The sequence below is a fragment of the Micromonospora radicis genome, from assembly GCF_003583405.1.
Taxonomy (GTDB): Bacteria; Actinomycetota; Actinomycetes; order Mycobacteriales; family Micromonosporaceae; genus Micromonospora; species Micromonospora radicis.
In genome coordinates, this window is record NZ_QXEC01000002.1 from 167398 (window position 1) to 186132 (window position 18735).

Sequence of the window (18735 nt, forward strand, 5' to 3'; positions counted from 1 at the left end):
AGTGACCACCCCAGGCAAGACCCGCGTGGCGATCGTCTTCGGCGGCCGTAGCCCGGAACACGGCATCTCCTGTGTCAGCGCCGGCAGCGTCCTCGGCGCCCTCGACCCCGACGAGTTCGAGGTGGTGCCGGTGGGCATCACCCGGGCCGGTCAGTGGGTGCTGACCAGCGGCGACCCGCAGCAACTGGCGATCCACGCCCGTCGGTTGCCGGAGATCACCGCCGAGTCGGGCACGGACATCGTGTTGCGCGCCGATCCGACCGGCAACGGCCTGCTGGTCCTCGACCCGGCCGAGGGTCCCCGGGCGCTGGCCGATGTGGACGTGGTGTTCCCGGTGCTGCACGGGGCGTACGGCGAGGACGGCACCATCCAGGGCATGCTGGAGATGGCCGGCATTCCGTACGTGGGCGCGAAGGTCTTCGCCTCGGCCGCCGCCATGGACAAGGAGTTCACCAAGAAGCTCTGCGCCGCCGAGGGCATCCCGGTCGGACCGTACGCGGTGCTGCGCAGCGGGACGTCGCTCAGCGAGGCGGACAAGCAGCGGCTCGGCCTGCCGGTCTTCGTCAAGCCCTCGCGGGCCGGTTCCTCCTTCGGCATCACCAAGGTGAGCGACTGGGCCGAGTTGGACGCGGCGATCGCCACCGCCCGTGAGATCGACAGCAAGGTGTTGGTCGAGGCCGCGATCGTCGGCCGGGAGATCGAATGCGGGGTGCTGGAGGGCGAGGCCGGCGGCGCGCCGGAGGCGTCGGTCCTCGCCGAGGTGCGGGTGGTCGGCGACTACGACTTCTACGACTTCGAGGCCAAGTACATCGACGCCGAGGCCGCCTGCGAGTACGACATCCCGGCCGATCTGCCGGAGCGGGTCACCCGGCAGGTCCGCGACTACGCCACCCGGGCCTTCACCGCACTGGACTGCGCCGGACTGGCCCGGGTCGACTTCTTCGTCACCCCGGAGCTGGAGGTCTACCTCAACGAGATCAACACGATGCCGGGCTTCACCCCGACGTCGATGTTCCCCCGGATGTGGGCGGCCGCCGGGCTGGAGTACCCGAAGCTGGTCGACCGGCTCATCCGCACCACCCTGACCCGGGGACCCGGCCCGTACTGAGGGCCTGTGGCCTGATCTGCGCGACCGGTAGCAGCGAGGCCCGCCACCCGCAGGGGGTGGCGGGCCTCAACTCGCGTCGGTGGTCAGGAGGAGCAACCGGAGGGCATCGGGTCGGCCGAGCGGATCGAGGCGACGATCGTGGTGGCGATCGGGGCGACCCACTGCAGACCCTCGCCGTAGAAGTGCGGCACCCGTACGGTCACCGCCACCTCCCGGTCGAGCGTGGTCAGCTCCGTCGCGTCGGCCTGCTCGGTGGCGTACCAGCAGACCGAGTTGACCATGTTCAGGTGGTCGGTGGGTGCTACCTCGGGTTCGGTGCCACCGCACGCCACCGTCACCGCGGGGTCGCCGTACGCGGCGTTCTGCTCCGGGCCCGCGCTGACCGGTCGCTGCGACAGCCCCCGGATCGAGGCGGGCAGTTGGGACAGCAGGGCGCGGCAGACGGTCGCCGGCCGCTCGGCCAACGCGGGCGCGGCCATCTCGACCGGCACGGTGGACTGCGGCTGCGGCGAGGACGGCGAGGGGGCCGGCGGGGCCGCCGAGTCGTCCGGTGCGAGGTTGGCGAACGCCAGGACGCCCACCAGCAGGGTCACCGGCAGCGCCACCGCCGTGGCGATCAGCGCCGCGGAGCGACTCGTCCGGTCGGGTGCCGGTGCGGGCCCGGTGCGCTCGGTCTCGACGACCGGGGTTTCGGAGGCCTGGTCCACTTACAGCCGCACCACCGAACACGTCAGGGTGCGGGTGATCCCCGGCACCATCTGTACCTTGCTGACGATGAGCTTTCCCAGCTCGTCGACGGTGTTCGCCTCGGTGAGCACGACCACGTCGTACGGCCCGGTCACCGCGTCGACCCGGACCACTCCGGCGAGGTCCGCGATGAGACCGGCCACGTCACGCGCCCGGCCGACCTCTGTCTGGATGAGGATGTACGCCTGTACCACGACTCGACCTCCCTCCGTCGCCGCCTGCCAGGCGGCCCGAAGGGAGAAAGTACCTTACGGACCAGGTGTGATCCCTATCGGTGGTCAAGGAGAAGCGGTGAGCGAGCGAAGCGAGCGGGACGGAGAGCCGGCGTGAGCGTCGCGGGTGTCGGGGAGTTCGGCCTGATCGACCGGGTGACCGCCCGGCTGTCGTACGGATCCACCGTGCTGCTCGGCCCCGGCGACGACGCGGCCGTGGTTGCCGCCCCGGACGCCCGGGTGGTCGCCTCGACCGACGTGCTGGTGGACGGGCGGCACTTCCGCCGGGACTGGTCCGGGGCGCACGACATCGGCCGGCGTGCCGCGGCGGCCAACCTGGCCGACGTGGTGGCTATGGGCGCCGACCCGACCGCGCTGCTGGTGGCGCTCTGCATACCGGCCGACGTCGAGACCGGCTGGGTGGAGGAACTCGCCGACGGGCTCGGCGCCGAGGCCGCCGCCGTCGGTGCCAGCGTGGTCGGCGGGGACATGTCGGCCAGCCCCACCCTGACCATCGCGGTGACCGCGCTGGGTGACCTGGCCGGTCGGGCCCCGGTCACCCGGGCCGGTGCCCGCCCCGGCGACCTGGTCGCCCTGGCCGGCCGCACCGGCTACGCGGCGGCCGGGTTCACCGTGCTCTCCCGTGGTTTCCGCACCCCGCGGGTGCTGGTGGAGGCGTACCGGCGGCCGGAGGTGCCGTACCCGGCCGGCCCGCTGGCCGCCCGGCTCGGCGCCACCGCCATGATCGACGTCTCGGACGGGTTGCTCGCCGACCTCGGGCACGTGGCGAGGGCCAGCGGTGTCGCCGTCGACATCGACCGGGACGCCTTCGAGGTGGCACCGCAGATGCGGGACGCGGCCCAGGCCCTCGGTGTCGACCCGTACGCCTGGTTGCTGGCCGGCGGCGACGACCACGCGCTGGCCGCCACCTTCGGTCCGGCGACGGTGCTGCCCGAGGGTTGGCGGGTGATCGGCCGGGTCGCCGAGGGCTCCGGGGTGACGGTGGACGGGCGACCGTTCGACGGACCGGCCGGTTGGGACCACTTCCGCTGACCGGCACCCGGCGAGGTAAGGAGTCATTGTGGTCGTACCCTTTACGGGTGCAGGAGATCGAGATCCACCTGGTGCCGTTCGACTCCCCGGCGGCGCAGCGGCTGATCACCGCCGCGCTGGCCGACCTGGGTGCCCGGTACGGCGGCAGCGGCGACGAGACGCCGGTCGACGCCAGCGAGTTCACCCCGCCCGAGGGTGCGTTCCTGATCGCCCGGCTGGACGGGCAGCCGGTCGGCTGCGGTGGCTGGCGTAGCCATGGTGACCAGGGCGACACCGCCGAGCTGAAGCGGATGTACACCGCCCCGCAGGCCCGTGGGCGCGGCGTGGCCCGGGCGGTGCTGGCCGCCGTCGAACGCTCCGCCCGCGAACACGGTCGCAAGCGGATCATCCTGGAGTGCGGCGACCGTCAGCCCGAGGCGATCGCGATGTACTCCGCGGCCGGCTACGAGCGGATCCCGAACTTCGGCTACTACGCCGACCACCCGGGCTGTCTCTCCTTCGGCCGCCCGCTGTGAGCGGACGGGCACCCGGCCGACGGCTCGGGTGACCCTCGGCGGGAGACCGGGGCGGGGACACGACGATGCCGGTGGGCCACCTGGACCCACCGGCATCGGACGATCGTTGCGTACCGCGCGTCAGGCGCGGGTGACCTTGCCCGCCTTGATGCAGGACGTGCAGACCTTCAGCTTCTTGGTCGTGCCGCCACCGGCCGGGGTACGCACCGACTGGATGTTCGGGTTCCAGCGGCGGTTGGTCCGCCGGTGCGAGTGGGACACGTTGTGGCCGAAGCCCGGTCCCTTGCCACAGACGTCGCACACGCTAGCCACGGGATACTCCTGGGATTGAAACGTTCATGAGGTCGCCGCCAGGCGCTGCCCGGGCAACCTGGCCAGGGTACCCGATGACGGATCTGCCTGCCCAACCGGGCCTCCGCCGCGACACCCCCGCCGGGGATGGCGGGGCGGGGAAACCGGACGGGGCGGGACACGCCCGGCCCTCCGGCGACTGTCAGCGTACGCCAGTAGGCTTCCCACCGTGCTGGACACCCTCGACGCCGCCGCCGTGCGCCGCTGGTGTGCCGGCGGCCTGGCCGCGCTCAAGCGGCACCAGGGGGAGATCGACGACCTCAACGTCTACCCGGTGCCCGACGGTGACACCGGCACCAATCTGGTGCTGACCCTCACCTCGGCGCAGCAGGCCCTGGCGATGGATCTCGACACCGTCGCCGACGGCGCCTCGACCGCGCACGGGCACGCGCTCCGGCTGATGGCCCGGGGCGCCCTGCTCGGCGCGCGGGGCAACTCCGGCGTCATCCTGTCGCAGATCCTGCAAGGCCTGGCCGACGCGCTGGCCACGACGCCGACGGTCCGGGGCCCGGAGCTGGCCGCCGCCCTGCGCGCCGCGACCACCGCGGCGTACGCGGCGGTCGCCCGGCCGGTGGAGGGCACCCTGCTCACCGTGGTCTCCGCCGCGGCCGAGGCCGCCGAGCGGGCCGGCAGCGACGAGCTGCGGGCGGTGGCCCGGGCGGCGGCCTCGGCCGCGGCGACCGCCCTGGCCCGTACCCCCGAGCAGCTGCCGGAGCTGGCCCGCGCCGGGGTGGTCGACGCCGGTGGGCAGGGGCTGTGCCTGCTGTTGGACGCGCTGGTCGAGGTGGTCACGGGGGAGAGCCCGGAGCGCCCGGCGCCGCCGGCACCCCGGGCCGGGCCGGCACCGCACGGCCCGAGCCGGGAGACCGGCTCCACCGGGTACGCCTACGAGGTGCAGTTCCTGCTCGACGCCGGGGCCGAGGCGGTCGGCCGGCTACGCGACACGTTGACCGCGCTCGGTGACTCGCTGGTGGTGGTCGGTGACGGCGACACCTGGCAGGTGCACGTGCACGTCGACGACGTGGGCGCGGCGATCGAGGCCGGTGTGGTCGCCGGCCGCCCGTACCAGATCTCGGTCACCCGCTTCGCCGACCAGCCGGCGCCGGTCGCGGCGCCCGACGGCCGGGCCGCCGTGGTGGTCGCCACCGGCGCCGGGATCGCCGAGCTGCTCGCCGCCGAGGGCGCGGTCGTGGTGCCGAGCAACCCCTCGACCGGGGAACTGCTGGACGCGGTACGCGCCACCGGCGCGGCCCGGGTGGTGGTGCTGCCCGACGCCCCGGCCACGCAGGCGGTGGCGAACCAGGTCGCCGAGCAGGCGCACCAGCTGGGTCTGCGGGTCAGCGTGGTACCGACCCGCTCGCCGGTGCAGGCGCTGGCCGCTCTCGCCGTACGCGACCCGAGCCGGCACTTCGCCGACGACGTGATCGCGATGGCCGAGGCCGCCGGTGCCTGCCGGCACGCCGAGGTCTGCCACGCCGGGCGCGACGCGCTCACCGTGGCCGGCCCGTGCCGCGCCGGTGACGTGCTCGCCCTGGTCGAGGGGGAGGTGCATCTGATCGGCGTCGACCTGGTCGACACCTGCGTCGCCCTGGTCGACCGGCTGCTCGGCGGCGGCGGCGAACTGGTCACCCTGCTCGTCGGGGCCGACGCGCCGGAAGGGCTGGCCGACGCGGTGTGCGAACACCTGGCGCGCCGCTGGCCCTTCGTCGAGGTGCAGGCGTACCCCGGTGGGCAGCCACACTATCCGTTGCTGGTAGGTGTCGAATGACCTCCGAAGCGTCCACCACGATGGACACCCCGCTGAAGAAGCTGGTCGGCGAGAAGACCGCCAAGGCGCTCGCCGGTCACCTCGACCTGCACAACGCCGGTGACCTGATCTACCACTTCCCGCGCCGCTACGACGAGCGCGGCGAGCACACCGACATCCGCGCGCTCGACGTCGGTGAGCAGGTCACCGTGCTGGCCCAGGTGCAGCGCACCGCGGTCCGCCCGATGCGGCAGCGCCGCGGCAACCTGCTGGAAGTCACCGTCGGTGACGACTCCGGCGGCACCCTCACCCTCACCTTCTTCGGCAACCAGGCGTGGCGGGAACGGGAGCTGCGCCCCGGCCGGTGGGGACTGTTCGCCGGCAAGGTCACCGAGTTCCGCGGCAAGCGGCAACTCAACGGACCGGAGTACGTCCTGCTCGGCGACCAGACCGACAACGAGGCCGCGGCCAGTGAACAGATCGAGGAGTTCGCCGGGGCACTCATCCCGGTCTACCCGGCCGCTGCCGCCGTACCGACCTGGGTCATCGCCCGGTGCGTGCGGGTGGTGCTGGACACCGTGGTGCCGCCGGACGATCCGCTGCCCGCCACCGTACGGGCCGGCCGGAACCTGGTCGGCCTGGGCGGGGCGCTGCGCGAGATCCACCGGCCGTCCAGCCGGGAGGAGCTGTACCGGGCCCGGCGCCGGCTGAAGTGGGACGAGGCGTTCGCCGTGCAGCTCACCCTGGTTCAGCGCAAGCACCAGGCGTCGGCCTGGCCCGCGCGGCCCCGCCCGGCCCGGGCCGGCGGGCTGCTGGCGGCGTTCGACGCGCGGCTGCCGTACGAGCTGACCGCCGGCCAGCGGGCCGTCGGCGTGGAGATCGCGGCGGACCTGGCCACCGGCCATCCGATGCACCGGCTGTTGCAGGGCGAGGTCGGCTCCGGCAAGACCGTGGTGGCGCTGCGGGCGATGCTCCAGGTGGTCGACGCGGGCGGGCAGGCCGCGCTGCTCGCCCCGACCGAGGTGCTCGCCGCCCAGCACTACCGGGGCATGCGCGACCTGCTCGGCCCGCTCGCCCAGGCCGGCGAACTGGGCGCCGCCGAACACGCCACCCGGGTCGAGCTGGTCACCGGCTCACTCGGCGCGGCGGCCCGGCGAAGGGCGTTGGCCGAGGTCGCCAGCGGTGCCGCCGGCATCGTGCTCGGCACCCATGCCCTGCTGTACGAGGGGGTCGACTTCGCCGACCTCGGTCTGGTGGTCGTCGACGAGCAGCACCGGTTCGGGGTCGAGCAACGCGACGCGCTGCGCGCCAAGGCGGAACAGCCGCCGCACGTGCTGGTCATGACCGCCACCCCGATCCCGCGTACGGTGGCCATGACCGTCTACGGCGACCTGGAGATATCCACCCTGTCCCAGTTGCCGCGCGGCCGTTCACCGATCGCCTCGCACGTGGTGCCGGCCGCCGAGAAGCCGGCCTTCCTGGATCGCGCCTGGCGCCGGTTGCGCGAGGAGGTCAACGCCGGCCACCAGGCGTACGTGGTCTGCCCGCGGATCGGCGACGACACCTCCGGTGCCGACGAGGAGCCGCCGCCTGTCGACGACAACGGCCGGCGCCCGCCGCTCGCGGTGACCGAGGTGGCCCCGCTGCTGTCCGACGGCCCGCTGCACGGGCTGCGCATCGGCGTACTGCACGGCCGGCTGCCGGCCGACGAGAAGGACGCGGTGATGCGCTCCTTCGCCGCCGGTGAGCTGGACGTGCTGGTGGCCACCACGGTCGTCGAGGTCGGCGTGGACGTGCCGAACGCGACGATGATGGTCGTGCTGGACGCCGACCGGTTCGGCGTCTCCCAGCTGCACCAGTTGCGGGGGCGGGTCGGCCGGGGCAGCGCACCCGGGCTCTGCCTGCTGGTGACCGAGGCGGCCGAGGGCAGCAGTGCCCGGGAACGACTGGACGCGGTCGCCTCCACCACTGACGGCTTCAAGCTCGCCGAGCTGGATCTGGAGCAGCGGCGCGAGGGCGACGTACTGGGCGCCACCCAGTCCGGGCGCCGCTCGCACCTGCGGCTGCTGTCGCTGCTGCGCGACGCCGACCTGATCCGCGACGCCCGGGCGGAGGCGGTCGCGTTGGTCGAGGAGGATCCGGAGCTGACCCGGCAGCCCGCGCTGGCCGCCTCGGTGGCGGCCCTGGTCGACGCCGACCGGGCCGAGTACCTCGAGAAGGGCTGACTGCCCGCCACCGCCGTACCGGGGGCGCCGAGCGGGCCCGCCGGGGTCGACGCGCGCGCAGACGCCGAGGGCGCGTCGACCGGTTGGTCGACGCGCCCTCGGTTCAGGCCGTGCCGGGTGCCCTCGTCAGTGCGAAGAGGGCACCCTCAGGTTCGGCTCAGGCGGTGAAGTGGATCCGCCGCCGCCGCGCCACCACGAACAGCACCGCGCCCACCGCCAGCAGGGCGATGGCGCCCGCGGCGATGCCGCCGACCGCGGCACCGGTCACCGGCAGGCCGGGCTCCTCGCCGCCGCCGCCTCCACCGCAGCCCTCGGGCGCGTAGACGACCTCAAGCTCCAGGTCCAGTTCGGGCAGGACGACCAGGGCCGCCTCGTCGTCGCCGGCCGGGAAGGTCACGGTCTCCGACGCGCCCGGCGCGACGGTGCGGCTCTCGGTCTTGTCGCCGTAGGTGAAGTCGACCTTGACCGGCAGTCCACCCTCCGGGTTAGACGCGGTCAGCGTGAAGGTCTCGCAGTCGGCGGCGGTGGTCACCGTCGGCAGCGGGCAGTCCTCCGGACGCTCCCACTCGTACGTGCCGTTCTCGATCACCTTGCCGTCGACCAGCACCTCGATCTTGCCGGCGTTCTCGGCGGGCACCACGGTCTCGTTGTCGGCCTTGCCCGGCTCGACGGTGACCTTCTTGGACCAGCCGTTCTCGCCCCGGACCTCGAACTCGACCGCGTACCTGGAGATCGAGCCGTCGTTGCTCAGCGAGACGGTGACGGTGCCGTCGCAGGCGGAGGCGAAGGTGGACGCCGGGGTGGTGCAGTTCTTCTCACCGCCGTTGTACCAGCCGGGCGGGCCGGCCGAACGGTTGCCGGGGGCACCCCGGTCGCCGAGCTTCTTGTTGCCGTACCGGGGGCCGTTCTCGACGATCGGGTCGATGACCTCGTCGACGCCGCCCCAGATCAGGTCGACCTGGGTGTAGCACTCCGGCACGTCGACCTTCAGCTCGATCTCGGTCTGGCCGTTACCGAGGTAGTCGCTGGCCGGTGCGCCGTAGACGTACTGCGGGGTGGAGAACTGCGGGCGCGGCGCGAAGTACGACACCAGGGTGAAGTACTGCTTCTCGTCGCTGCACAGCGGGAGGTCACCCGCCAGCTTGACCGTCGCCTTGCCGCCGGGGCCGTCGAAGGTGTGGCTGTACTTGGCCTGGCTGGCGTCGACGCACTTCGGCGCCGGGGTGCAGGCGCCGTCGGCGTCGAGCTGGATGGTCTTGTCGTTCTTCGACGTCGGCGGCTTCTTGCGCTGCGAGTCGCCCTTCTGGAACCAGGAGGCGTCCACGACCAGCGTCGCGCTCTGGGTGTCGCCGGGAACCCGCTGGACGCCCTGGACGGAGCCATCCTTCGGGATGGTCGCGCCCTTGAGTTCGACGGGCTCGATACCCTCGGTCACCAGCTGGACCGAAGTCGCCGGAGTGGCGGTGACGTTCGTGATGGTGGCGGTCTTGTGGCGCTCGCTGTTTTTCACCGTCCAGGTGATCACGCGCTCGCCGGTGAGCCGGTCGCAGGCGACCGTGCCGGAGATGGTGGTGTGGTGGGCGCTGGCCGGGGTGGCCACGATCGCGGCACCGGTCGAGCCGATGAGGGCGGCTGCCAGGACAGCCAGCGGTCGCCGTAGCGACAGCTTGGGTCGGAACACGCGTACTCCCGGGGTGAAGAAGCGTCAGTGGTGGTTCGGGGGGACGTACGGCGCTGGCGGAGCGATGCCGCGCCGGAGAGGGTGTCTCCCGAGCCGTGGGGCCGGCGTCGATGAGCCGACACCCGGCAGACCCTAGCGAGATCGTCAGTGCCGATACAGCCTTCAAGCATGGCTAAGAATGATGTTATGAAGTTGAGATCTTTTGTCTACCTGGGGTGATCGATTCGCGGCGCCGTGGCCACAAATCCATCGATCTGCGCTGCTTTCGAGCGGTCTGCCACTCGCTGCGGGGGCTGGCCTGCGGTCGCGTAGCGTCGGGGGCATGAGCAGGAGCAGGCGATGACCCGGATCGTCGCGGGCAGCCTCGGCGGGCGCCGGATCGCCGCACCGCCGGGCGCCGGCACCCGACCCACCTCCGACCGGGTGCGTGAGGCCCTCTTCAGTTCGGTGCAGGCCGAGACCGACCTCGCCGGGGTGCGCTTTGCCGACCTGTACGCGGGCTCGGGCGCGGTCGGCCTGGAGGCGCTGTCCCGGGGGGCCGAGCACGTGCTGCTGGTCGAGTCCGACCCACGCGCCGCCCGGGTGATCCGGGAGAACGTGGCGACCCTGCGTGCGGCCCCGGCCGCCCGGCTGGTCACCGGCAAGGTCTGCACCGTGCTGGCCGCCGGCCCGGAGGGCGGACCGTACGACGTGGTCTTCGCCGATCCGCCGTACGCGCTGCCCGACGACGGGGTGACCGCCATGCTCGCCGCGCTCGTCGAGGGCGGCTGGCTGGCGCCGGACGCGATGGTGGTGGTGGAGCGGTCCAGCCGCGGCGCCCCGGTCGACTGGGTGGAAGGAATCACTGGCCAGCGCAGTCGCCGGTACGGCGAGACCACCCTTTGGTACGGTCGCCGATCATGAGACGTGCGGTGTGTCCCGGCTCGTTCGACCCGGTCACCAACGGTCACCTCGACATCGTCGGCCGGGCCAGCCGGTTGTTCGACGAGGTGATCGTCGGCGTGCTGGTGAACCAGTCGAAGACCGGCCTGTTCACCGTCGAGGAGCGCATCGACATGCTCCGCGAGGTGACCGCCTCCTACGACAACGTACGGGTGGAGTCGTTCCGTGGGCTGTTGGTCGACTTCTGCCGGGCGCAGCGGGCAACCGTCCTGATCAAGGGAATCCGAGCGGTCAGCGACTTCGACTACGAGTTGCAGATGGCCCAGATGAACATCGGCCTGGCCGGCGTGGAGACCCTGTTCATGCCTACCAACCCGCTCTACTCGTTCCTCTCCTCCAGCCTCGTCAAGGACGTGGCCAAGTGGGGCGGCGACGTCACCCCGCACGTCCCCGACCTGGTCCGCGACGCCCTGAAAGCTCGCCTCTCCCCACCCCCCACCCCCTGAACCGCCCCCTCCCTCCCTCGCCGGGCCTCCCCTCGCCGCGCCGATCTTGAACTTTCGGTCCCCCCTTGACGGGGGTATGCGGCTTGTGCGGCGGCAAGAAGTGCAAGATCAACTCGAGTGGGTGCGTGGGGTGCGTACGTGTGGGGGTGCGGTGGGATGGCGACTCGCGGGGGAGGGGGTGGGGTGTGGGTGGGGTGGGGGACGACATTATTGGGTGAAGCGGGAAGTTGGCCTTAGCCCGCATGATGTAGGTCGGCCTGACCAACGACAGGAGTGAGGTGCCGGTGGACCCGCTCGACCGCATCGAGGAACTGATCGCCATCGTGGAGCAGGCGCGCTCCGTCCCGATGTCGCGCAACAACTGCATGGTCGATCGGGGCGAGATGATCGCCGCCCTCGACGAACTGCGCGCTGAGCTTCCGGCTGACCTGCGCCGGGCCGCCGCCCTGCTGGACGAGCGGGACAAGATCATGGAGGCCGGTAAGCGGGAGGCCGACCGGATCATCAGCGAGGGTGAGGCGGAACACGCCCGCCTGGTCTCGGTGAACGAGATCACCGTCTCCGCCGAGCACGAGGGGGCGCGGATCATCGCCGAGGCCCGAGCCGAGGCGCAGCGGCTGCGCGAGGAGGTCGACGACTACGTCGACACCGCGCTGGCCAACTTCGAGCAGTTCCTCACCCGGGCCCTGGCCTCCATCGAGCGGGGGCGGGACAAGATGCACGCGCTGCGGGAGATCGGCACCTTCGGCGGCGAGGAGGCGGAGCGGCCGCTGCCGTTCTGAGCGATGCCGCCGTTGACGACGGCGGCGACGCGCGTACCGTTGCCCCTGCGAAATCGGGCCGACCGCAACCGGCGCCGCGGCCCGCCACCAGCCAGGGGGCCGCCCCCGGTTCGACGTTCGAGGGCCTGTCCAGGTAACCTCGTTTGTCGGCCTCTCACCGGCCGGAGTCTGACTATGCCCAAACACTCACCCAACCCACTCGACCCCAGGTCGCCGCTGGTCCTCGACACGAGGGAACTCCCGCGCCGGCCTGGTGCGTTGCGTGCCGTCAAGCGGGTGGTACCGGCACCGTCGGACCTCGGCGTGGAGTTGATCAGCGTGCCGGAGGGCGCGGACCTCGATCTCGATCTGCGGATGGAGTCGGTGTCCGAGGGCGTGCTCGTGTCGGGGACCGTCAGCGGTCCGGTCCGGGGCGAGTGCGGTCGCTGCCTGCGCGAGATCAACGACTCGGTGACGGTGACGATCCAGGAGCTGTACGCGTACGAGAACAGCACCACGGACGCCACCACCGAGGAAGACGAGGTCGGTCGAATGCAGGGCGACCTGATCAACCTGGAACCGACGCTGCGGGACGCGGTGGTGCTCGCGCTGCCGACCAACCCGCTGTGCCGCCAGGACTGCCCCGGCCTGTGCCCCGACTGCGGGGTGCACTGGGACGATCTGCCGGCCGACCACAGTCACCAGCAGATCGACCCGCGTTGGGCGGGCCTGTCGCAACTGACCCGTACAGAGGAGTAAGAACCGTGGCCGTCCCCAAGCGCAAGATGTCGCGCAGCAACACCCGGTCCCGCCGGGCGAACTGGAAGGCCGCGGCGGTCGCGACCGTGGCCTGCCCGCAGTGCAAGTCGGCCAAGCTGCCGCACACCGCCTGCTCCGTCTGCGGCACCTACAACGGCCGCCAGGTCCTCGAGGTCTGACCGGACGCCGAGTGACGTCTCCGACCACGGGTCGGGCGACGCGCACACCCCGGCGATCGCCCGTTGCTCCCGCCGACGCCGGCCGGGTCTCCCCGGCCGGCGTCGTCACGGAGCCGGGCACCGCACGGATCGCCGTTGACCTCCTCGGCGGGGACGACGCTCCCGACGTGGTGGTGGACGGCGCTCTACGGGCGGTGCGTGCCGACCCGAACCTGCATCTCCTGCTCGTCGGCCCGACAACGGCAGCCGCCGCGCTGATCGACGCCCTCGATCCGGCCGAACGGGTCCGGATCACGCTTCGGCCGGCGCGTACCGCCGTGGACATGGCCGACGATCTCACCGCGGCCCGGGCCGACTCGACGGTCCGTGCCGCCGTCGCCGCGGTCCGCGCCGGACAGGCCGACGCGTTGGTCTCCGCCGGCTCCACCGGTGCCACGGTCACCGCCGCCGCCCTCGGGCTCGGCCGGTGGCGTGAGGTCCGGCGCCCCGCGCTGGTCGCCACGCTGCCCGGTGTCTCCGGGCCGGTCGTCCTGCTCGACGTCGGCGGCTCGCTGGAACCGAGTCCGGCGACCCTGGCCCGGCACGCGGTGCTCGGCGCCGCGTACGCCGCGGTCGCCCACGGTCTCGCCGCGCCCCGGGTGGGGCTGCTCTCCGTGGGCACCGAACCCGGCAAGGGCGACCGCGCCCGCCGCCTCACCGACCCGGTGCTCAGCGCTGCGGAACTGCCCGGTGACGCACGGTACGTCGGGCTGGTCGAGGGCTACGACGTCTGCCTCGGCACGCGCGCCGATGTCGTGGTCACCGACGGGTTCACCGGTAACGTGCTGCTCAAGGCCGTCGAGGGCGCGTACACCATGGCCGGCGGGTCACCGCCCGACGGGGGTGCCCCCCGGGCGGCCGCCCTGCTCGGGGTGGCCGGGACCGTGGTGGTCTGCCACGGCGCCGCCCGGCCCACCGACATCGCCTCCGGCATCGCGCTGGCCGCCCACCTCTGGCGGCGGGCCGCCACCGACCGGGTCGCCGCGCTGATCGCCGGGGACCGCACCGATCGCACGACCGACACCGAGGTACGCACATCATGAGCAACGACAAGCGACGGCGACCCGCCATCGGCCACCTCGAAGCAGCCTTCGGCGTGTCACTGGACCCGGACCTGCTGGAACGGGCACTGACCCACCGTTCGTACGCCTACGAGAACGGCGGCCTGCCCACCAACGAGCGGCTCGAGTTCCTGGGCGACTCGGTACTCGGCGTGGTGATCACCACCGCGCTCTTCCACAACCACCCGGACCTGCCCGAGGGGCAGTTGGCCAAGTTGCGGGCCAGCGTGGTCAACATGCGTGCCCTGGCCGACGTGGCCCGCGCCCTGGGCCCGGACGGGCTCGGCCCGTACCTGCTGCTGGGCAAGGGCGAGGAGACCACCGGCGGACGGGACAAGGCGAGCATCCTGGCCGACACGCTGGAGGCGCTGCTCGGTGCGATCTACCTCCAGTACGGACTGGACACCACCGCCATCGTGATCCATCGCCTGTTCGACCCGCTGATGGCCGAGTCCGCGGGGCGCGGGGCCGCCCTGGACTGGAAGACCAGCCTGCAGGAGTTGACCGCCGCGCTCGGCCTCGGCGTACCGGAGTACCGGATCGAGGGTGCCGGGCCGGACCATCTCAAGACCTTCACCGCCTGGGTGGTGGTTGCCGGCAACCGGTACGGCGGCGCGGACGGGCGAAGCAAGAAGGAGGCCGAGCAGCGGGCGGCGGAGTCGGCCTGGCGGACCCTCAACGCGCAGGCCGAAGCCGCCGCCGAGCCGGTCGAGCCGGTGCCCGCCGAGCCGGTGCCCGCCGAGTCGGTGCCCGCCGAGCCGGTTCCGGCCGCCGGGGCGGGCGTCGAGCCGGTGGAGGCCGCGGTCGGGGACGGGCGGGTCGCCGCCGACGTCGCACAGTCCGAGGCGCAGGCGCACCGTGCCTGAACTGCCCGAGGTGGAGACCGTCCGGCAGGGCCTGTCCCGCTGGGTCATCGGCCGACGGATCGACACGGTCGAGGTACGCCACCCCCGGGCGGTACGCCGGCACGTGCCCGGCGGTGTCCACTTCGCCGACGTGCTGGCCGGTCGGACGGTGCTCGACGTACGCCGTCGCGGCAAGTACCTCTGGCTACCGCTGGACAGCGGGGACGCGGTGATCGGGCATCTCGGGATGTCCGGCCAACTGCTGCTGCAACCGGTCACCGCACCGGACGAGACGCACCTGCGGGTGCGTTTCCGCTTCACCGACGACGGCCCCGAACTGCGCTTCGTCGACCAGCGGACGTTCGGCGGGTTGTCGGTCAGCGAGGGCGGCGCGACGCTACCCACGGAGATCGCGCACATCGCGCGGGATCCGCTGGACCCGGAGTTCTCCGACGACGAGTTCGTCGCCGCGCTACGCCGACGGCGTACCGAGGTCAAGCGGGCGTTGCTCGACCAGACACTGATCTCCGGGGTGGGCAACATCTACGCGGACGAGGCGTTGTGGCGGGCCCGGCTGCACGGCAACCGGCCGACCGACGCGCTGACCGGCCCGGCCGCCCGGCGGCTGCTCGGCCACGTGCGGGACGTCCTCGGCGAGGCGATCACCGCGGGCGGCACCAGCTTCGACGCCCTCTACGTCAACGTCAACGGCGAGAGCGGCTACTTCGACCGGTCGTTGAACGTCTACGGCCGCGAGGGCCAGCCCTGCCGCGAGTGCGGTGCGCCGATCCGCCGCGAGGCGTTCATGAACCGCTCGTCGTACAGCTGTCCCCGCTGCCAGCCACGCCCGCGAGCCGCGCTGCGCGGTTGACCGCCGGGACCGGGCGATCCGTGCCGGCGCACCCGGGGATCGGCCGGTCGGCGCCGGTCACGCTGGTGGGCAGGGCAGCCGCCAGGCGTCCAGGGTGCGGTTCTTGCGGATGGAGGCGAAGCCGTAGCCGACACTGGTGACGCAGAAGTCCGCCGTCGAGCCCGAGTACTCGACGTGGAAGACCGGCTTGCCGGCGTCGGCGAAGGGCAGCAGCTTGTCGCACTGCGCCAGCCGTACGCACTCCTCGTTGACGGCGAAGTCGAAGTCCGGTGCCAGCGCCGTGACCTGCCCGAGGTTGCCGAGCAGGCCGGGGGAGAGTTCCAGGGAGCGGGCCAGCCCGGCGACCTGCCGGTCGAACTGCAACTGGTCGTCGAACTCCAGTGGCAGGCCGGAGGGGTGCGCGTAGCCGTCGGCGTCGGCGAGCAGCACCGCACCGAAGCCCTTGCCGCGGCACAGTCGGAACCGGTCGGCCAGCACCGGCCGCAGCGCGTCCCACCGCCGTACGTCCAGCCAGCTGCGGCCGGTGCCGGCGACCGCGGCACCCCGCAGGTGAGCCGGGTAGCGGCTCGCGTCCGGGTCGTCGGGGTGCACCGACCCGACGTACACCTGGCAGACCAGCCGGCGGCCCAGCGACCGTAGCTCGGCGGTCTCTGCCGTGGTGGTGGTGACCGGGTCGAGCACGAAGACGTCCGCCTCCACCGTCGGGTCCAGCACCCCGTCCAGCTGCCACTGCCACTGCCAGTGGCGGGCCGAGGCGACCGGCCAACTGGTCGGCGCGCCGGGTGGGGTGAGATCGGGCCGGCAGGCGGCCGTGGCGGTGAGCAGCACGACAGCGACGCCGAGCGGCAGCACGCGGCCCATCCGTCGTGCCGGCTGCCCATCCCGCCCGATCATCCCCAGCTCCACGGATCGCGGGGCGGCGTCGCGCCGCCCGAGCCGGTACGCCGGCTCCGGCGTACCTCACCGGGTCAAACGAGCACAGACCTGACAAGGACTCGCGCTCCGCGGCGGGACAGGTGCGCGCGGTGCCGGGTGGTCGGCGGGCGTGGGGTCAGCGGGGTGCGGCGAAGACCTGGGTCCAGTACGGGCCGTTGCTGTTCGCCACGCCGACGCCGATCTCGGTGAAGGCGCAGTTCAGGATGTTGGCGCGGTGTCCGTCGCTGTTCATCCAGGCGTCCATGACGGCCGCTGGCGTCTGCTGGTTCCAGGCGACGTTCTCGCCGTAGGTGCGCCAGGCGTACCCGACCCGGTCGATCCGGTCACCGGGGTCGCTGCCGTCGCTGCCGGTATGCGACATGTTCTGATTGTCGGCCTGGTCCTGGCTGTGCCGCTGGGCTGCGGTCATCAGCTTGTCGTCGATGCTCAACGCACCGCAGCCGGCCTTCGCCCGTTCCGCGTTGACCAGCTCGACTACCTGCGCCGCCTGGGTGCCGGCTCCGCTGGACGGGGAGGACGTGGCGGGGGCGGGGGCCGTGGCGCTGCGGCTCGGGGCGCCCTGCCGCGCGACGCCCTGCCGGGAGGCGGCGTTGCTGCGCGACGGCGTGGGTGTGGGCCGGGCGGTCCGGCTGGGCGACGGGGACGCGGCGGCGGTGCTCGGGGAGGTGCTGGGGCTCGGACTCGGCGAGTCGAGCGTGTCGAAGGGGAGGACCGGCTCCTCCTCGGGCGCCGCGGGTGCCGTGGCGACGGGCAGGTCACCGGCGGTGGTGTTGGTCGGCGCGTCGTCGCCGGGCAGCGCGAGGGCCGCGACGCCGATGCTGACCACCAGCGTGGCCGCCGCGGCGGCACCGCCCATCACCAGCGGGCGGGACAACCGGCGGCCGGTGCCGCGCGGCGCGGCGGCGGCGGGCTCCGGCCCGGTCACCCCGCCACGGTCGTCACCCGGTACGTCGTACGACCCGTCCCATCGGCCGTGCTCGTACTGCTGGGGCTCGCCGTACCGCTGGCTGTCCTCGTACCGCTGGGTGTCCTCCCACCGCACCCGGTCGTGGGGTGGGGTCTGCTCCCACCGGGGGTGCTCGTGGGGCTGGCTCTCGTCGTGCCGGCCGAGGTGGTCGTACTGGTCGGGTTCGGGGGCTGCGTGCCGGGCGTGCTGGCCGGTGTCGTGTGCGGCGCCGATCCGGCTGGTGGGCTCCTCGGCCGACCAGCCCTGGTACCCGCTCACCGGCTCGTCGGCACGACCGGGTCCGTTCGGCTGCCAGGCCGGGTGCTGGTCGTAGCGGTCCTGCTCCGGGTACGCCCGCTCGGCCGTCGCCGGGTCGCCGGGGCGCCACTGCTCGGTGGGCTGGTCGCGGTACCAGTCGGCGGGCGAGTTGGCCGGCTCCGGCTCGTCGCCGAACAGGTACGACGATCGCGGCGCCGGGCGGTCGGTCAACCAGGCCGGGTCGTCGTTCGCCGGTTCCGGTCGCCGGGCCGTGTGCTCCGGGTCGGTCGGTTCGTTCCAGCCGTGCACGCCTGTCGCCTCCACGGGTCGGGTACGGGCCGGGGTGACGCTACGTGGTCGTTACGAACAGCAGCAACGTGGCTAAGGAAGAGTTAAGAGGACCCTGTACGTCCGGGTGAGTTGAACTGCCGATTCGGAGCGTAGAGTCGGGGTGTCCGGACAGAGTGTGTCCGCGCCGTGTGGCAGCCCCCCGTGACGGGCCAGGTAGGCATCGAGATGATCTACGGCCTGTGAAAACTTGACGAAGTGGGGGCTGTCGGCTCACTATGGAGATGTCGCCAGTCGCGCCCGGCCGTGCCCAGAATTCGTGGGGATGGTAGTCGCGTACACAAGGGCGCGCGTTGGCCGGCTTCTCCGGCAGCGCAATTCAAGGAGTCAACATGGCGAAGGCCCTCTACGGCCACGTAGGTGCGGCGCCCGATCGGCGCCTGCTCGACGAGGTCACCCGACTGCGTGCCAGGGTTCAGTCACTGGAGTTCGAGGTCACCCGGCTGCGTGCTGAGAACGATCGGCTCGCGGCGGCTGCGGCAGAGGCGGACGATCTGCTTCGTCTGGCCGAGCCCGCGCTGACCTGATCCACCTGGCCGCCACAACCGAATAGCACCACCCGCACGAAGCGCGCCGACACCAAGTGCCGGCGCGCGGTTCTGTGCGTACCCATCCGGTATGGGTGATTCGGGCGGTGCCGGCACCGGCGGTCCGGTGCCGACCGGCAGGCGGGTCGCGTGGCGCGGGCCACCTGGTCGCGGGTTA

The 18735-nt window shown here is 72.7% G+C and carries 20 protein-coding genes; 14 read left to right on the forward strand and 6 right to left on the reverse strand.

Annotated features, from left to right (window positions below):
• The first annotated feature begins 1 nt into the window (after nucleotide 1).
• Nucleotides 2–1108, forward strand: a complete 1107-nt coding sequence (locus D2L64_RS03425) for a D-alanine--D-alanine ligase family protein (protein ID WP_119573055.1) — start codon at nucleotides 2–4, stop codon at nucleotides 1106–1108.
• Between the two features lie 83 nt (nucleotides 1109–1191).
• Here the strand turns inward: D2L64_RS03425 and D2L64_RS03430 are convergent, their stop codons facing one another.
• Both D2L64_RS03430 and D2L64_RS03435 read right to left on the reverse strand, forming a co-directional pair.
• Complete coding sequence (locus D2L64_RS03430; RefSeq protein WP_119573057.1) at nucleotides 1192–1815, reverse strand: DUF3515 family protein; 624 nt, start codon at nucleotides 1813–1815, stop codon at nucleotides 1192–1194.
• Nucleotides 1816–2049, reverse strand: coding sequence for an Lrp/AsnC ligand binding domain-containing protein (locus D2L64_RS03435; protein ID WP_013284547.1), 234 nt, complete (start codon nucleotides 2047–2049; stop codon nucleotides 1816–1818).
• A gap of 132 nt (nucleotides 2050–2181) precedes the next feature.
• Between D2L64_RS03435 and D2L64_RS03440 the strand changes: the two genes are divergently transcribed.
• Nucleotides 2182–3120, forward strand: a complete 939-nt coding sequence (locus D2L64_RS03440) for a thiamine-phosphate kinase (protein WP_119573059.1) — start codon at nucleotides 2182–2184, stop codon at nucleotides 3118–3120.
• A gap of 47 nt (nucleotides 3121–3167) precedes the next feature.
• Nucleotides 3168–3635, forward strand: a complete 468-nt coding sequence (locus D2L64_RS03445) for a GNAT family N-acetyltransferase (RefSeq protein ID WP_119573061.1) — start codon at nucleotides 3168–3170, stop codon at nucleotides 3633–3635.
• Nucleotides 3636–3755: 120 nt separating this feature from the next.
• Here the strand turns inward: D2L64_RS03445 and rpmB are convergent, their stop codons facing one another.
• On the reverse strand, nucleotides 3756–3947 hold the full coding sequence (rpmB, locus tag D2L64_RS03450; protein ID WP_007075181.1) for a 50S ribosomal protein L28: 192 nt from the start codon (nucleotides 3945–3947) through the stop codon (nucleotides 3756–3758).
• A 208-nt stretch (nucleotides 3948–4155) separates the two neighbouring features.
• On the opposite strand from rpmB, the gene D2L64_RS03455 reads away from it, so the two are divergent.
• Together D2L64_RS03455 and recG are read left to right on the forward strand one after the other, a co-directional pair.
• Complete coding sequence (locus D2L64_RS03455) at nucleotides 4156–5754, forward strand: DAK2 domain-containing protein (protein WP_119573063.1); 1599 nt, start codon at nucleotides 4156–4158, stop codon at nucleotides 5752–5754.
• Entirely contained in the window at nucleotides 5751–7958 is a 2208-nt protein-coding gene (recG, locus tag D2L64_RS03460; RefSeq protein WP_119573065.1) for an ATP-dependent DNA helicase RecG, read from the forward strand. Before D2L64_RS03455 ends, recG begins: the two co-directional genes overlap by 4 nt.
• 157 nt (nucleotides 7959–8115) lie before the next feature.
• Here recG and D2L64_RS03465 read toward each other — a convergent pair whose 3' ends face one another.
• A complete protein-coding gene (locus tag D2L64_RS03465; RefSeq protein WP_119573067.1) occupies nucleotides 8116–9639 on the reverse strand; it encodes a cell wall anchor protein in 1524 nt (507 codons plus the stop codon).
• 339 nt (nucleotides 9640–9978) lie between these two features.
• On the opposite strand from D2L64_RS03465, the gene rsmD reads away from it, so the two are divergent.
• From rsmD to mutM, 8 genes are all read left to right on the forward strand, one after another.
• Nucleotides 9979–10542 carry a 16S rRNA (guanine(966)-N(2))-methyltransferase RsmD gene (gene rsmD, locus D2L64_RS03470; RefSeq protein ID WP_119573069.1) on the forward strand — a complete coding sequence of 188 codons (564 nt, stop codon included), beginning with the start codon at nucleotides 9979–9981 and terminating at the stop codon, nucleotides 10540–10542.
• On the forward strand, nucleotides 10539–11027 hold the full coding sequence (coaD, locus tag D2L64_RS03475; RefSeq protein WP_119573071.1) for a pantetheine-phosphate adenylyltransferase: 489 nt from the start codon (nucleotides 10539–10541) through the stop codon (nucleotides 11025–11027). The genes rsmD and coaD overlap by 4 nt, the downstream gene beginning before the upstream one ends.
• Before the next feature lie 284 nt (nucleotides 11028–11311).
• A complete protein-coding gene (locus tag D2L64_RS03480; protein WP_119573445.1) occupies nucleotides 11312–11809 on the forward strand; it encodes an SPFH domain-containing protein in 498 nt (165 codons plus the stop codon).
• Between the two features lie 174 nt (nucleotides 11810–11983).
• Entirely contained in the window at nucleotides 11984–12547 is a 564-nt protein-coding gene (locus D2L64_RS03485; protein WP_119573073.1) for a YceD family protein, read from the forward strand.
• Nucleotides 12548–12552: 5 nt separating this feature from the next.
• Nucleotides 12553–12726: a 50S ribosomal protein L32 gene (rpmF, locus tag D2L64_RS03490; protein WP_119573075.1), complete on the forward strand. Its 174-nt coding sequence runs from the start codon at nucleotides 12553–12555 to the stop codon at nucleotides 12724–12726.
• A gap of 128 nt (nucleotides 12727–12854) precedes the next feature.
• Nucleotides 12855–13808: a phosphate acyltransferase PlsX gene (locus D2L64_RS03495; protein ID WP_119573446.1), complete on the forward strand. Its 954-nt coding sequence runs from the start codon at nucleotides 12855–12857 to the stop codon at nucleotides 13806–13808.
• Nucleotides 13805–14692 carry a ribonuclease III gene (rnc, locus tag D2L64_RS03500; protein WP_119573077.1) on the forward strand — a complete coding sequence of 296 codons (888 nt, stop codon included), beginning with the start codon at nucleotides 13805–13807 and terminating at the stop codon, nucleotides 14690–14692. Before D2L64_RS03495 ends, rnc begins: the two co-directional genes overlap by 4 nt.
• Nucleotides 14685–15542, forward strand: a complete 858-nt coding sequence (mutM, locus tag D2L64_RS03505; protein WP_119573079.1) for a bifunctional DNA-formamidopyrimidine glycosylase/DNA-(apurinic or apyrimidinic site) lyase — start codon at nucleotides 14685–14687, stop codon at nucleotides 15540–15542. The genes rnc and mutM overlap by 8 nt, the downstream gene beginning before the upstream one ends.
• 57 nt (nucleotides 15543–15599) lie before the next feature.
• Here the strand turns inward: mutM and D2L64_RS03510 are convergent, their stop codons facing one another.
• Nucleotides 15600–16436: an endo alpha-1,4 polygalactosaminidase gene (locus D2L64_RS03510; protein ID WP_119573447.1), complete on the reverse strand. Its 837-nt coding sequence runs from the start codon at nucleotides 16434–16436 to the stop codon at nucleotides 15600–15602.
• A 157-nt stretch (nucleotides 16437–16593) separates the two neighbouring features.
• Complete coding sequence (locus D2L64_RS03515; RefSeq protein ID WP_119573448.1) at nucleotides 16594–17991, reverse strand: CAP domain-containing protein; 1398 nt, start codon at nucleotides 17989–17991, stop codon at nucleotides 16594–16596.
• Nucleotides 17992–18362: 371 nt separating this feature from the next.
• On the opposite strand from D2L64_RS03515, the gene D2L64_RS03520 reads away from it, so the two are divergent.
• Nucleotides 18363–18557 carry a hypothetical protein gene (locus D2L64_RS03520; RefSeq protein ID WP_093401709.1) on the forward strand — a complete coding sequence of 65 codons (195 nt, stop codon included), beginning with the start codon at nucleotides 18363–18365 and terminating at the stop codon, nucleotides 18555–18557.
• Nucleotides 18558–18735 lie beyond the last annotated feature (178 nt).

Coding starts and splice junctions, on each gene's coding strand:
- recG (WP_119573065.1), top strand. CDS start 5,751: ATGACCTCCGAAGCGTCCACCACGATGGACACCCCGCTGAAGAAGCTG.
- rsmD (WP_119573069.1), top strand. CDS start 9,979: ATGACCCGGATCGTCGCGGGCAGCCTCGGCGGGCGCCGGATCGCCGCA.
- coaD (WP_119573071.1), top strand. CDS start 10,539: ATGAGACGTGCGGTGTGTCCCGGCTCGTTCGACCCGGTCACCAACGGT.
- D2L64_RS03485 (WP_119573073.1), top strand. CDS start 11,984: ATGCCCAAACACTCACCCAACCCACTCGACCCCAGGTCGCCGCTGGTC.
- rnc (WP_119573077.1), top strand. CDS start 13,805: ATGAGCAACGACAAGCGACGGCGACCCGCCATCGGCCACCTCGAAGCA.
- D2L64_RS03510 (WP_119573447.1), bottom strand. CDS start 16,436: ATGATCGGGCGGGATGGGCAGCCGGCACGACGGATGGGCCGCGTGCTG.
- D2L64_RS03520 (WP_093401709.1), top strand. CDS start 18,363: ATGGCGAAGGCCCTCTACGGCCACGTAGGTGCGGCGCCCGATCGGCGC.